The following is a 13,575-nucleotide window of genomic DNA, read 5'->3' as shown; positions in this document are numbered from 1 at the left end:
AAGTTAAAAGTTAAAAACTGCCAACTGACAACTGATCACGCCAACTTACTTAAGATGTTCCCCTCCGTTTACCGGAATCACGGTACCGGTGATCCAGCTCGCTTCATCTTTACTCAACAAATAAACTGCATTTGCTACGTCTCCCGGAGTGGTAAGCCGTTTAAAGGGATTCCTTTTTAGCGCATGTTGCCGCAGCGTTTCATAACCCGGAATTAATTCCAGGGAACGCGTAACTGTTACGCCCGCCTGAATACAGTTTGCACGAATACCTTCCGGTGCAAACTCGAGGGCGATGCTGCGGGTTATGGCCTCCAAAGCCACTTTAGCTGCCGACACTGCTGCATAGTCTTTCCAGGCCTTGATGTTCCCTTCGCTGGTAAAAGATAGTATTCTTGCATCTTTTGCAAACAAACCGGCATCATAAATAAGCCTCGTCCAGTCGTACAGGCTAATGGCCATGGCGTCTATGGTCTGTTGAAAATCGTCGTTGCGCAAGGTTGGTTCTTTCCCCAGCATAGACTTCAGGTTTCCTTTAGAAATGCTGTGCAACATGGTGCGGACTTTCCCAGAGTCTCCAAGAATTTCCTGCATTTCCTGCTTTATCTCTTCCCTTCGGTCTTTTCGGGTGGCATCGCGGTTAAAGGAATGCAGCTGCACCCCCAGCTCCCGAATCTCATCAAAAGCCGATTTTATCTCGGGCAGGTCGTCCTTTCTATCGCGGTGCACCACCAGAATGTTCATACCATGCCGGGCAAGTTTTTTGGCCGAAGCAAAGCCAAGACCGCTGCTTCCGCCAAGTACGAGTGCCCAATAATTCTTTCCTTCAAATTCCTTTACCATTCTAAAAGTATTTTTTGAGCCGAAAATCCGGGGCCAAAGCTTAGCATAAGCCCCTGCTCCCCTTTTTCTGTCGGGCAATTTAAAAATCTTTCCAGGACATATAAAACAGTTGCGCTGCTCATATTGCCGTACAGCCGCAACACTTCCTTGGTATCGTCTATATTCTTACCTAATTTACCAAAAAGTTCTTCAACCGTCTGCACAATTTTTTTTCCGCCGGGATGAAAAATCAGGTGATCTATTTTTTCAATGGAAGAATTGTGCTTTTCAAGAAAAGGATGAATGATCTCAGGAAAATGATCGGCGATGGTTTGAGGCACAGCCGGGTCGAGTACCATTTTTAGTCCGGGATCGGTGAGGTCAAAACCCATCAGGTGAGTAGCATCAAAGAAATGGTACATGTCCTCCCCTACTATTTTGGGACCTTTCGCATCTTCTTCCGAAGACATTAGCACGCAGGCAGCGCCGTCACCAAAGATCGCAGCACTCACCATATTTGCCATCGAAAAATCTTCCAGCTGAAAAGTAGCCGTAGGGCTTTCAACTGCAATAACTGCAGCTCTTTTCCCCGGATTTGCTTTCAAAAAATTGTTGGCGTAGATCATTCCCGAAATCCCGGCGGCACACCCCATTTCGGTCACCGGTAGCCTCGTAATATCCTGCTTCATTTGCAGTTCGTTGATAAGAAAAGCATCTAAAGAAGGGATCATGATGCCGGTGCAACTCACAGTGATGATAAAGTCGACAGAATGGGCTTCCCAACCGGCTTGTTCCAGCCCCTTTTTTAGCACAGCAGATCCCAGCTTTTTTACCTCCCTGCTGTAAATGCGGTTCTTATCTTCAAAAGAAGTCGCCGTAAAAACCTCCGACGGCTCCATTATAGAATATCGCTTGTCTACAGCAGCTCCTTCAAAGATCTTGATCACTTTTCTCCTGTATCTTTCCTCCTGCCCATCAAGCCAGGTCTCCACAAAGGGAATTACCTCTGTGGTCTCACGCGAGTAAGGTGGAAGTTGTTTTGCTACTGTCGCTATTCTAACACTCATTCTTTATGATTATTTATATAAGATCCATTGATATCTAAAAGCCCATTTTTCGTTGATCTCCTGCCGACTCACCGCCAGGTCTTTTGCAAATGCCTGCAGCTCTTCTTTTTTGAAACTTCTCAAAATAGAGGTGAGCCCGTCTTTGCGGTTGATCTCCCTTATTCCAAAAGCCGTACAAAAAGCCTGAAAAAGGTAGTATGCTCTTCTGCTTCTTTTAAGATCATTAATAACTATTCCCAGCCCGGCTTTTTGAGTAAAAAGCTTCATTAATTCCTTTATTTGATCATCTGAAAAATGATGCAGTGTCAAGGTACACAAAATTATTTCTGCTTCCTGCCGCGCAAATTCTTCCGAAAAAACATCCATTCCTTTAAAAGAAACTTCAGGATAAGCAGCTAAATTTTTCTCTGCAATCTCCATAGCGTTCTTGTTCGCATCAATTCCCAGCAGTTCAAATTTTTGCCCGGTCTTTCGCCCATACTTTGCTACTTCTTTAAGAATGCTGCCGTTACCACAGCCCACATCAATGATCTTTACCGGTTTTGTGTAAGAGCAACTCTTAAGAAGTTTCTCCACCCCTTTTACCGTAATTTTATTGCCGCCTAACCACTGGTTCACAGTGTCGAGGTCTTGCAGGGTCTTTTCCAGTTCTTCCCCCTGCATCTCAAGATCATCCATGATCTCTTTTTGGCTGGATCTTTCTTTGGTGTTCACCATTACGCTATAGGTTCTCCATGTGTTTGTTTTATGATTTTGGGCAAAAGGAACGGAGCTCTAGAAATTAAAGCCTGAGAAATTTCTGCCAGGTTTTCTCTTAACAGCACCTTTTGAAGCAGCGATGCGGTTTTAAATCTCCTGCTGAATATTTTTTCCCACCGCTGTTTGTAAGCAGTTTCCATTTCCTGCCGATGGCTTCGAGTATCAATATGTTTTATAAATTCTTCGGAAGCTATTTTGGCGCTGTGGATCGCTATGGCCATTCCATTACCGCATAATGGATGTATAAGCCCTGCGGCATCTCCCAGCATAAGTACGTGATCTTTCACTGCTTCTTTTTTGCTGAAGGAGATCTGTGCGATAGTGAGCGGTTTTTCAAATACCGGAACAGCTTCGGCTAAAAACCTATCTAAAAAGGGGTTTTTCCGAAGTACTTTTTCATTGAATTTATCCGGATCTTTGTAATTTTTAAAGCTCTCATAGGTGGCGAGATAACACATATTGATATTTCCATTCTCGGTTCGGGAGAGTCCGCAGTAACCGCCTTTAAAGTTGTGCAAACCTACCAGGTCATCAGGAAAATCCTTCAGCCGATAGTGATTTTTGACTGCGACCCAAGGTGCGGATTCTTTAAAAAAATTCCGTTCCAGGTTCTTATCAAGCAGCGATCTTTTTCCGAAGCTGCCAAAAACATAATCTGCAGTATATTCAGCTTTTGAAGAAACTACCCGAAACTTACCTTCCAAAAATGTCATTTCCAGCACCTTTTCCTGGAGAACTTCCACGCCGTTGGCTTTAGCTGTTTCAAAAAGCAGGTTATCAAGGGCGTAGCGGCTCACGCCAAGCGCACCCATAGGTAAATCAACGTCCATAGCCTTTCCGGAAGGCGTGCTGTAACGCAACCTGTCTATTTTTTTCGGATTTAGATCCCTCCACGGGATTTTTAGCTCATCAAAATAAGGAATCACCTCGCGGGACAGATATTCCCCACACACTTTATGGCGCGGAAAAGTATCTTTCTCAAAAAGAGTGATTTTTTGCCCTTTTTGAGCCAGGTGAATGGTGGCAGTTAAACCTGCGAGTCCGCCCCCTGCGATGATGATTCGGTTGCTCATTTTTCAGATAATATTTGATATAAAAAAACCCGGAAAAACCGGGTTTTTTTACTTTGAACCGGACTCTTAATTACCGGCCTGTCTTCTTGCTTCTTCTTTAAGCTCTTCGTTGGCAACGATTGCAAGCTCAACTCTACGGTTCTTTGAACGTCCTTCTACAGTAGAATTGTCGTACTTAGGTTGAGACTCACCATACCATTTGGTGTCGATCCTTCCGCCAGAAATTCCCTGGCTGGTAAGGAAGTTTGTTACAGCCTGTGCCCTGTTCTTAGAAAGCGTTAGGTTGTAAGCATCACTACCGGTACTGTCTGTGTGCCCTTCAACTAAAATGTTTGTATCGGGGTATTCCTGCAGAATGTTGGCAAGTTTTTGAAGTGCCTCACGAGACTGCCCCTCAATGGCATATTTTTCTGTAGCAAAATAAATACCGCTGGTTTCATCAAAGGTCACGTTAATACCTTCACCAACTCTTTCAACTTCAGCTCCGGGGATCTCCTGTTCAATTTCCTGAGCTTGTTTATCCATTCGGTTACCAATATAAGCTCCGGCAGCACCACCTACAACACCACCAATAATGGCGCCCAGCGCGGTATTCCCGTCTCCTACATTATTACCCACAACCCCGCCAAGTACGGCACCACCTGTGGCACCTATAACGGTTCCTTTTTGTTTGTTATTGGCATTTCTTGTAGCATCACAACCCACGAACATAGTAAGGGCAGCAAATAAAAAAGCAAATAATCTGTTTTGTCTCATTTTCATAGTATTCTCAATTATTTATTAAAGTTCATTTTAATTGTAAACGGTTTGCCTTCAAAAGACACTGTTTGTTCCCAGGTCATTTGACTGCCCGAAAGATGGGTAAGGTTGATCCTGTAACCCGTATTACCGGTAACCGATTTATGATCGGAATTGGTAGGCTTAAACATAAGGTCATAATTACCCATTGCGGCGTTAGACCCGTCAATTGACCAGATAAAGAATTCGGTTTCTGAGGGACAATTAAGCCCTGAAACCACATAAGAACCTGTGTTATTATTCGAAATAAAGTTCCATGTACTGCCTTCCAGACACCTGGCAGGGACATCGTTTAAAAGGGAAACCTGTACATTCTGGCTGTTCCCGGGGTAAGTAATACTGGTTAACTGCCAGTCGCCATTCATGGTTGCCCTGGCTTCATTTGCCACCTTGCTGGAACCGCAGGAGGCAAGAAAAACCACACTTAAAATTAAAAAAACAATCTTTTTCATGCTTCTGTTTTTACTGAGTCAAAAAAAATCCAATGCCAGGGCTAAAAAAAGCCTTTATGACATTGGATGATGCTTTTTACAATTATCTTCTAAAAAGTCTACTTATCAATGCGATTACAAGTAGAACAAGGAAAATGTAAAAGATGATCTGCGCAATATCGGCAGCTCCTTCAGCAATTCCTCCAAATCCAAAGATGGCGGCAATAATTGCAATGATTAAAAAGATAACGATTAATCGTATCATAATTTAAAGTTTTAGTGATTAGTTATCTCTAAATTACGTTGAGACCTTGCGGCAGACAAAAGATTATTACTTATTTAACAAGTTTTTTGTAAAGAAATCCTAACAAAATCAACTTACCGCCAATTCTTTCTTAATACTTCAATAACTCCAGAATTTTCTCCTCAAATCTCTTTTTTGGAAGGTAGCCTTCTTCAAGCGCTTTTGAGAATGGTATTGGGGTTTCAAGGCTACCCACCCGTATTACCGACGCATCGAGAGCTTCAAAACACTCCTGGGCGATCATGGCTGCAATATCAGAACCTATTCCGCCGAAGACACTATCTTCCTGAAGGATAATTACTTTTCCTGTTTTCTTTACTGAAGAAAATATGGCTTCAGTATCCAGCGGCTGCAGGCTCCTTAAGTCAAGAAGATCGGCATCTATATTGGGGTGAGCGTCGAGAGTCTCCAGCGCCCAATGCACCGCCGCGCCAAAGCTTATCACTGTTACATCCCGGCCCTCGCGCAGTAAAGCTGCTTTTCCAAAGGGTAAGGTATAGTAATCTTTAGGCACTTGCTGGCGTATACTGCGATACAGCGCCTTGTGTTCAAAGAAAAGTACAGGATTGGGATCGTTAAAAGCTGTGTTCAATAATCCTTTGGCATCATAAGGAAAAGCTGGATAAATCACTTTTAAACCCGGAGTCTTGGTAAACCAGGCCTCGTTCGTCTGACTGTGGAAAGGGCCGGCTCCTACACCTGCACCACAAGGCATCCTAATCACCACATCGGCCTGCTGGTTCCAGCGGTAATGTACTTTTGCCAGGTAATTCACTACAGGATTGAACCCGGAACTCACAAAATCGGCGAACTGCATCTCCACCATCGCTTTCATTCCTTTGATAGAAAGCCCCATGGCGGTTTCTACTATCCCCGACTCACAAATTGGAGTGTTACGCACCCGTTCGGTCCCAAACTCTTCGACGAAATTTTCGGTTATTTTAAAGACACCGCCATATTCAGCTATATCCTGCCCCATGAGCACGAGGTTTTCATGCCGCTGCATTGATTGCCTTAATCCCTGAGATACAGCATCTATAAACCTAAGCTCTTCTGTTTCTTCGGAATGAGTAAATTCTTCATAATGAAACTCTTGATACACATCATTTAACTCTTCAGTTTCATTGAAATCTATACCGGCTTCGGCATTTGCCTTTTTTAGATCTTCATCTATTTCCTGCTTGATTTCCGCTTTGTATTGGTTGTCCAGATTTTCAGAAAGCATTTTTTCAGCTAATAAAAATTCCCGGAAGTTATCTACAGGATCTTTAATTGCCCACTGCTGCATCAGGTCATTAGGAACATATTTTGTTCCGCTGGCTTCTTCATGACCCCTCATTCTAAAGGTCTTGAACTCCAGTAAAACGGGGCGCGGATCTTTTCGCATACTTTCTGCCAACCTGGAAACCTTTCCGTAGACCTCTAAAATGTTATTTCCGTCAATAATATGAGATTCCATACCATAACCCACAGCACGATCGGCTATATTCTCGCAATTATACTGCTGCGAAGTGGGAGTAGAAAGCCCATAGCCGTTATTTTCTACACAAAACATCACCGGCAGCTGCCATACCGAAGCAATATTTAGGGCTTCGTGAAAATCCCCTTCACTCGTGCCGCCTTCGCCTGTAAAAACTGCAGTGATTTTTTGCTCTTTTTGAAGCCTGTGAGCAAGAGCGATACCATCGGCAACCCCCAATTGAGGCCCCAAATGGGAGATCATTCCCACAATTTTATATTCCTGCGTACCAAAGTGAAAACTGCGATCCCGGCCTTTGGTAAAACCCGAAGCTTTTCCCTGCCATTGGCTAAATAACCTGTACAACGGGATTTCTCTGGCCGTAAAAACCCCCAGGTTACGGTGCATGGGCAGGATGTATTCGTCTTTTTGAAGAGAAAGCGTGACACCAATAGATATAGCCTCCTGGCCAATCCCGCTAAACCATTTTGATATTTTACCCTGGCGTAAAAGCACCAGCATTTTCTCTTCGATGAGCCTGGGCTTAAGCAATTCCCTGTAAAAAGCGAGGAGCTGCCCGTCATTAAAATCTGTTCTGTCGAATTCTATATCAGGTTGAAATGAAGTTTCTTTAATTTTCATAATTAAGCATTGGTTCCTCAAATGTACTTAAAATAGGATTCGTTGTTATTAAGAAAAATTTAAAGCCCACGACACTCTTCTTATTTTATTTAACTTTGTGTGGTATCTAAAAAATGATCCTATGGAGATGAACAATATACCCAGTGTTAACCTGGCCGACTTCCTGTCTGATGACCCAAAGAGAAAGCAAAAATTTGTAAATGAGATTGGTAAGGCTTACGAAGAAATAGGTTTTGTTGCTTTAAAAAACCATTTTTTGAGCGACAATCTTGTGGATGAGCTATATAAAGAAGTGAAGAATTTCTTTGCCCTTCCACTTGAAACCAAACAGAAGTATGAAATTGAGGGGCTTGCAGGGCAACGCGGATATATTTCCTTCGGAAAAGAGCACGCTAAAGGCAAGAAAGAGGGAGATCTTAAAGAATTCTGGCATTTTGGACAGGAGCCTTCAAAAGATGCAAATCTTACTGAAGAATATCCTGAAAACGTGCAGGTAGAAGAGCTCCCCGATTTTAACCACACCGGGATGGAAGCATACAGAATGCTGGAAAAAACAGGGATCTATGTGTTAAGGGCTCTTGCACTATACATTGGCCTGGACGAGTTCTATTTTGACCACTGGGCCAGTAACGGGAACAGCATTTTGAGGCCCATTCACTACCCTCCTATCACCGAAGAGCCTAAAGGTGCCGTAAGAGCCGGAGCTCACGGAGACATCAACCTTATCACGCTTTTAATGGGGGCTTCTACCGGAGGGCTCCAGGTGTTAAGAAAAGACGGGGAATGGATAGATGCTATTCCGCAGGAAGATGAGCTCGTGATCAACGTAGGAGATATGCTGGAGCGGCATACCAATAACAAACTGAGAAGTACGATACACCGGGTGGTGAATCCTCCAAAAGAGCAATGGAGCAATCCGCGTTATTCCATTCCGTTCTTTATGCACCCTCGCAGTGAAATGCCACTAAATTGTCTTGAAGAGTGTATAGATGATGAACACCCAAAAGCTTACCCCGATATTACTGCCGGAGAATTCCTTCATCAAAGACTGGTAGAAATAGGACTCAAAAAATAGTTTTTTATGGCTAAGAAAAAGATGGGGCTGGAAGACCTGGGAGGATTTGTTTTCTCTACAGATAAAGATTTTACTCCTGAAAGCCACAATGAAGAGCAGGAAGAAAGTTTAGCTCCACAAGATCAACTTCTGGAAGCCCATTATAGCTCCAAAGGGCGGGCAGGAAAGAAAGTGACTGTGGTAAAGGGGTATGTTGGCCCGCAAGAAGATCTCGATGCCCTGGGCAAAGACCTGAAAAAGAAATGCGGTGTGGGAGGCTCTGTTAAAGATGGTGAAATTATAATTCAGGGAGATGTTAGAGATAAAGTAATGTCTTACCTTAGAGAGCTTGGTTACAAAGTAAAGCGCATTGGGGGTTAAAGATATTTTATGGAGGAAAAGAAAATACTACATATTACCAACGGGGACGATCTTTCTGAACAAATTACCAATCTTTCAATTCCCGGAGATGTAATCACCTGGAGGGAAATGCTATGTGAAGGCCCTACAACTTTTGATGTGGGAGACGAAGACTTTGTGTTGCGCAGAAAAACTTTTCTTCTTGAGAAGTACAATATTTCTGAAGAGCAGTACCAGGAGGAGTTTCTTAGTGAACTGGTAAAACTGGCAGCCATCAATAATTATGATGAAATAGTGTTATGGTTTGAGTTCGACCTCTTTTCACACATGAACATGCTTGCCCTTATTAGCTTCCTGCTTCAGAATAAGAAAAATGGACCTTTCTCTTTAGTGTGTAGCCGTAAACTAAAAGGCGAAGCAGAAATGACTGCCCTTTCGCAGCTTTCAGATAAAAATCTTAACGAACATTATAAATATAGGATTCCACTTGAAAAGGCCGATATTCAAACCGCACAATTAATTTGGGAGCTGTACTGCAGTAAAAACCCAAAACGGCTTATGTCGGAAATCAAGAAGACCACAAACTTTGAATATTTGTCAAGTTCTATTAGAGCCCATATTGAGCGCTTTCCTAATATAAATACGGGATTGAATTCCCTGGAAATTAACGTCTTAAAACTCATAGAAGAACACGATATTAAATCGCAGCATCATCTTTTAGGCTATGCCCTTCAATATCAGGGTTATTACGGCTATGTAGATGTACAGATGCAGCGGATCCTTGAAAAGCTTAACCCTTTCTATGAAACTTCAGCAGAAAAACTGAAACTGAATGAAGATGGCCTTAAAGCATTAAAAGGCACAAAAAATTATTACCAGAACCTAAAAGATGACGAATGCTACGGCGGTGTAAGAAAGTACGACTTTCTTTATGACCCCGTTTCACACGATCTACTAAAATTATAACATGAATCATTTAGCAGCATCAGAATTAATTCTGAACAAAGACAACAGCATATATCACCTCAATTTAAAACCCGAACATCTTGCCGATACCGTTATTTTGGTGGGAGACCAAAACCGGGTAGATAAGATCACGAAGCACTTTGATAAAGTAGAAATAGCTGTTAAGAAAAGAGAGTTCCACACCCAAACCGGAATTTATAAGGGTAAAAGAATATCGGTGATCTCTACAGGAATTGGTACAGACAATATTGATATTGTACTCAATGAACTTGATGCACTTGTCAATATCGACTTTGAGACCCGCGATATGAAAGCCGAAAAAACCAGCCTTAATATTATTAGAGTTGGAACTTCGGGGTCTATTCAAAAAGATATACCGGTAGACTCTATAGTAGTGAGCGAGATGGCCGTTGGTTTTGATAACCTTCTCCATTTTTACCAGAGCGATGAAGTACAGCTTCAGGATTTTAATGAGGCCATAGAAGCGCACCTTGGCACTTATGAAAGAAACAGTAAACCTTATGTGGTACCGGCCAATGCTTCACTGGTAGAGCAATTTATGAGCGAGCAGGTATTTGCAGGTTTTACAGGTTCAAATTCCGGGTTTTATGCCCCGCAGGGCCGTGTTCTCCGACTTCCCTTGAGAGATGACAACATGAAAGATAAACTGGCAACATTTAGTTTTAAAGGAAAAAAGATCACCAACCTGGAGATGGAAACTTCAGCGATTTTCGGGCTTTCAGCAATGTTGGGCCATAAAGCTTTATCTCTTAATGCCATCATCGCGAACCGGGCAACCGGAAACTTTACCAAAGATGGTGCACAGGCAGTAGAGAATACCATAAAATATGCTCTGGACAGGATAGTATCAGCCTAATTTCATTTAACAGAATATTAAAAGCCCTCGTACCTCATATTCGTATTTTTGACGAAACCCCTCCGTATGTTAAAGCCTGAAGAGAAAATTAAAAGGCACCGCGATTTAAATTGGTTAAGTTTTAATGAGAGAGTGCTGCAGGAAGCACAGGATAAGACCACACCTCTTTACGAGCGGCTAAAGTTCCTGGCTATTTTCTCCATGAACCTCGATGAATATTTTCGGGTTCGCGTTTCCCAGCTAAGGCAAATGAAACGGGTAGAGAAAAGCATCAGGAAAAAGCTGGCCTTAAAGCCGAATAAGACGGTAAAGGAAATACTCAAGGAAGTAAGGGAGCAACAGGAAAAGTTCGGTATGATCTATAGAGAAGAGATCATCCCCGAGCTGGAGACCGCAGGCATACACCTGGTACACAGGGAAGATTACAATGCGCACCAGGAAGAATTTGCACACAGGTATTTTAAGAAAATACGAAAGTGCATCAATGCTACTACAACAAGCGCTTTTGGTGGCGAAGAGCTTTTTTTGGAGAATAACAGCCTCTACTTTATGGTGTGTTTCGGGGATAAATCGGAGTTTGGAATTGTAAATATTCCGACAGATGAATGCGAAAGGTTCATCACTTTTTCTTCGGAAACAGAGGAGTATAAAATATCATTTTTAGATGATATTGTAAAAGTAAACGTACCGAAGTTATTTCCTGATAAAGAAATTACCGGAATTTACGAGATCAAGCTTTCCCGGGATGCGGAGTTGTATATAGATGATGAAGTAGACGGATTGCTGGCCGAGAAGATCTATGAATCTTTAGAACAACGCACCGATGGCCAACCTACGAGATTGCTTTATGACTCCCATATGCCGGAAGAAGATCAAAAAATACTGCGGAAGCGGCTTAAACTTGGAAAAATTGACATGATGCCGGGTGGCAGATATCACAATTTTAGTGACTATTTTTCTTTCCCTGATCCCACAAATAATCCGGCCTTACATTTTGAAGAATGGCCCACGGTAAAACATTCTGTTTTGGAAACTGCTGAAAATTATTTTGAGGTCATTGCAAAAAAAGACCAGTCGGTTCATTTTCCTTACATGTCTTTTGAATATGTAGAACGCTTCATACAGCAAGCCGCACACGACCCACAGGTAAAGGAAATAAAGATTTCCATTTACAGGATTGCCGATGAATCTGTAGTTACTTCTGCCCTTCTCTCGGCACTCAAAAATGGCAAAAAACTCACTGTCTTTATTGAGGCTAAAGCCAGGTTTGACGAAAAGAATAATATCGACTGGGGTAGAAAGTTTGAAGAAGAAGGGGCTAAAGTTATCTATAGTTACCCCAAAATTAAGGTTCATTCCAAGATCCTGCTGGTTTCCAGGGAAGAGAATGGAGAATTAAAAGACTACGCTTATATTGGTACAGGTAATTTTAACAGCAAAACCTCAAAAATTTACTGTGACCATGCAATATTTACCGCACATGAGAAGCTAACAAGCGAACTCTCACGGGTTTTCCTGGTGCTTGAAGGGGAATTAATTATCCCGCGGGCAAAACACCTTCTCATTTCGCCATTTTCGACCAGGAAGTCTTTTGCAGACATGATCAACCGGGAAATTCAGAATAAAAAACTTGGCAAAAAAGCTGGGATCAAGGCTAAAATGAACAGCCTTGAAGATAAGGAGATCATCGACCTTTTATATGACGCCAGTGAAGCAGGTGTAGATATAAGGCTCCTGGTTAGGGGCTTTACATGCCTGGTGGCAGGGGTTGAGAACCTTAGCAGCAACATCTACATGACCAGCATAATTGACCGTTTTTTAGAACACGGCCGCATTTACATCTTCGAAAATGACGGAAAGGAAGAGCTCTTTTTTGGTAGTGCCGACTGGATGACACGAAACCTGGATCGCCGGATAGAAGTGATCGCACCCATTTATGATGAAGATATCGCAAAGGAATTTAAAGATATCCTTGAAATACAATTTAACGATAATGTAAAGGCCAGAATTCAGGATCCCACAGAAAAGAATAATTTTGTAGCGGCCAAACCGGGAGAAAAAGAAATAAGATCACAGTACCAAATATACAAGTACCTCAAAGAAAAACATGCCTCATGAGAAATATAAAAGTTGGAGGAGTACCAGAACATTTCAACCTGCCATGGCACCTTTGTATTGATGACGGAACATTTAATAACAACGGTCTCGATCTTAGCTGGCGCGATTTTCCCGACGGTACCGGGGCTATGTGCAAGGCCTTAAGAAATAAAGAGATTGATGTTGCCGTTATTCTTACTGAAGGTATTATCAAAGATATTTTACACGGAAATGAGGCACTTATTGTACAGGAATACATTGCTTCTCCACTAATTTGGGGAATACACGTAGCTGCTGAATCAAATTTTGAGTCGGTGGAAGACCTGAAAAATCAAAAAGTGGCTATTAGCCGGTATGGGTCGGGTTCACACCTGATGGCGTACGTAAACGCCCGAAATATGGGCTGGGATACCTCAAAACTTGAATTTGAAGTTGTGGGCGACATCAACGGGGCTGTTAAAGCCTTAAAGGAAGGAAGGGCAGGTTATTTTATGTGGGAACACTTTACCACGAAACCTCTCGTAGATCAAGGAGTGTTTAGAAGAGTTGGAGATTGCCCTACCCCCTGGTCCTGCTTTGTAATTGCCGTAAGAAAAGACTTTTTTGAGGCAGACCAGGCAGGAATCCTCACCATGCTCAAGACACTAAATGAGGTCACTAAAAAATTTAAGGAAATCCCAAAAGTCGAGCTCGCACTAGCTAAAAAATACGACCAAAAAGTAGAGGATATTGAGCAATGGCTTAAGATCACTACCTGGAGCCAAAAACAAATTTCTGTGCTTGAGATCCAGAAGGTACAGGAGCAGCTCCTGGAGCTTGACCTTATCCCGGAGACCAAAGACAATTACTATTTTTTACCCCGATAAATG

At 42.4% G+C, this 13,575-nt stretch carries 14 protein-coding genes; 6 read left to right on the top strand and 8 right to left on the bottom strand.

The window, feature by feature from the left end:
- Positions 1–45: 45 nt before the first annotated feature.
- The 8 genes from VS868_RS15495 to VS868_RS15460 form a co-directional block, all read right to left on the bottom strand.
- Entirely contained in the window at positions 46–840 is a 795-nt protein-coding gene (locus tag VS868_RS15495; protein WP_345598612.1) for an SDR family oxidoreductase, read from the bottom strand.
- On the bottom strand, positions 834–1,886 hold the full coding sequence (locus tag VS868_RS15490) for a type III polyketide synthase (protein ID WP_345598611.1): 1,053 nt from the start codon (positions 1,884–1,886) through the stop codon (positions 834–836). The genes VS868_RS15495 and VS868_RS15490 overlap by 7 nt, the downstream gene beginning before the upstream one ends.
- Before the next feature lie 9 nt (positions 1,887–1,895).
- Positions 1,896–2,603, bottom strand: a complete 708-nt coding sequence (locus VS868_RS15485; RefSeq protein WP_345598610.1) for a methyltransferase domain-containing protein — start codon at positions 2,601–2,603, stop codon at positions 1,896–1,898.
- Positions 2,603–3,718 (bottom strand): NAD(P)/FAD-dependent oxidoreductase, encoded by a 1,116-nt coding sequence (locus VS868_RS15480; RefSeq protein ID WP_345598608.1) that lies wholly within the window; start codon positions 3,716–3,718, stop codon positions 2,603–2,605. The genes VS868_RS15485 and VS868_RS15480 overlap by 1 nt, the downstream gene beginning before the upstream one ends.
- Positions 3,719–3,784: 66 nt before the next feature.
- Positions 3,785–4,480, bottom strand: coding sequence for an OmpA family protein (locus VS868_RS15475; protein WP_345598607.1), 696 nt, complete (start codon positions 4,478–4,480; stop codon positions 3,785–3,787).
- Positions 4,481–4,491: 11 nt separating this feature from the next.
- Positions 4,492–4,968, bottom strand: coding sequence for a lipocalin family protein (locus tag VS868_RS15470; RefSeq protein ID WP_345598606.1), 477 nt, complete (start codon positions 4,966–4,968; stop codon positions 4,492–4,494).
- 82 nt (positions 4,969–5,050) lie between these two features.
- Complete coding sequence (locus VS868_RS15465) at positions 5,051–5,212, bottom strand: DUF1328 family protein (RefSeq protein WP_029033028.1); 162 nt, start codon at positions 5,210–5,212, stop codon at positions 5,051–5,053.
- A 130-nt stretch (positions 5,213–5,342) separates the two neighbouring features.
- Entirely contained in the window at positions 5,343–7,352 is a 2,010-nt protein-coding gene (locus tag VS868_RS15460) for a dehydrogenase E1 component subunit alpha/beta (protein WP_345598605.1), read from the bottom strand.
- A gap of 127 nt (positions 7,353–7,479) precedes the next feature.
- Here VS868_RS15460 and VS868_RS15455 point away from each other — a divergent pair, with 127 nt between their 5' ends.
- The 6 genes from VS868_RS15455 (at position 7,480) to VS868_RS15430 (ending at position 13,572) form a co-directional block, all read left to right on the top strand.
- Positions 7,480–8,427, top strand: coding sequence for a 2-oxoglutarate and iron-dependent oxygenase domain-containing protein (locus VS868_RS15455; RefSeq protein ID WP_266068264.1), 948 nt, complete (start codon positions 7,480–7,482; stop codon positions 8,425–8,427).
- Between the two features lie 6 nt (positions 8,428–8,433).
- On the top strand, positions 8,434–8,787 hold the full coding sequence (locus tag VS868_RS15450; RefSeq protein WP_266068265.1) for a translation initiation factor: 354 nt from the start codon (positions 8,434–8,436) through the stop codon (positions 8,785–8,787).
- A 9-nt stretch (positions 8,788–8,796) separates the two neighbouring features.
- A complete protein-coding gene (locus VS868_RS15445; RefSeq protein ID WP_266068266.1) occupies positions 8,797–9,732 on the top strand; it encodes a DUF1835 domain-containing protein in 936 nt (311 codons plus the stop codon).
- A 1-nt stretch (position 9,733) separates the two neighbouring features.
- The gene (locus VS868_RS15440; RefSeq protein WP_345598604.1) at positions 9,734–10,609 is read left to right on the top strand and encodes a nucleoside phosphorylase; all 876 of its coding nucleotides are present in this window, start codon (positions 9,734–9,736) and stop codon (positions 10,607–10,609) included.
- Between the two features lie 66 nt (positions 10,610–10,675).
- Complete coding sequence (ppk1, locus tag VS868_RS15435; protein WP_345598603.1) at positions 10,676–12,727, top strand: polyphosphate kinase 1; 2,052 nt, start codon at positions 10,676–10,678, stop codon at positions 12,725–12,727.
- A complete protein-coding gene (locus VS868_RS15430; protein WP_345598602.1) occupies positions 12,724–13,572 on the top strand; it encodes a substrate-binding domain-containing protein in 849 nt (282 codons plus the stop codon). The genes ppk1 and VS868_RS15430 overlap by 4 nt, the downstream gene beginning before the upstream one ends.
- Positions 13,573–13,575: the final 3 nt, after the last annotated feature.

The organism is Salinimicrobium sp. 3283s (assembly GCF_039602225.1).
GTDB lineage: Bacteria > Bacteroidota > Bacteroidia > Flavobacteriales > Flavobacteriaceae > Salinimicrobium > Salinimicrobium profundisediminis.
This window is presented reverse-complemented; position numbering and strand designations above follow the sequence as displayed.

Bases quoted from the DNA above. Each gene is read 5' to 3' on its own strand.
- VS868_RS15430 (WP_345598602.1), top strand. From the start codon at position 12,724: ATGAGAAATATAAAAGTTGGAGGAGTACCAGAACATTTCAACCTGCCA.
- ppk1 (WP_345598603.1), top strand. From the start codon at position 10,676: ATGTTAAAGCCTGAAGAGAAAATTAAAAGGCACCGCGATTTAAATTGG.
- VS868_RS15495 (WP_345598612.1), bottom strand. From the start codon at position 840: ATGGTAAAGGAATTTGAAGGAAAGAATTATTGGGCACTCGTACTTGGC.
- VS868_RS15470 (WP_345598606.1), bottom strand. From the start codon at position 4,968: ATGAAAAAGATTGTTTTTTTAATTTTAAGTGTGGTTTTTCTTGCCTCC.
- VS868_RS15455 (WP_266068264.1), top strand. From the start codon at position 7,480: ATGAACAATATACCCAGTGTTAACCTGGCCGACTTCCTGTCTGATGAC.
- VS868_RS15485 (WP_345598610.1), bottom strand. From the start codon at position 2,603: ATGGTGAACACCAAAGAAAGATCCAGCCAAAAAGAGATCATGGATGAT.
- VS868_RS15440 (WP_345598604.1), top strand. From the start codon at position 9,734: ATGAATCATTTAGCAGCATCAGAATTAATTCTGAACAAAGACAACAGC.
- VS868_RS15475 (WP_345598607.1), bottom strand. From the start codon at position 4,480: ATGAAAATGAGACAAAACAGATTATTTGCTTTTTTATTTGCTGCCCTT.
- VS868_RS15480 (WP_345598608.1), bottom strand. From the start codon at position 3,718: ATGAGCAACCGAATCATCATCGCAGGGGGCGGACTCGCAGGTTTAACT.
- VS868_RS15460 (WP_345598605.1), bottom strand. From the start codon at position 7,352: ATGAAAATTAAAGAAACTTCATTTCAACCTGATATAGAATTCGACAGA.
- VS868_RS15450 (WP_266068265.1), top strand. From the start codon at position 8,434: ATGGCTAAGAAAAAGATGGGGCTGGAAGACCTGGGAGGATTTGTTTTC.
- VS868_RS15490 (WP_345598611.1), bottom strand. From the start codon at position 1,886: ATGAGTGTTAGAATAGCGACAGTAGCAAAACAACTTCCACCTTACTCG.
- VS868_RS15445 (WP_266068266.1), top strand. From the start codon at position 8,797: ATGGAGGAAAAGAAAATACTACATATTACCAACGGGGACGATCTTTCT.
- VS868_RS15465 (WP_029033028.1), bottom strand. From the start codon at position 5,212: ATGATACGATTAATCGTTATCTTTTTAATCATTGCAATTATTGCCGCC.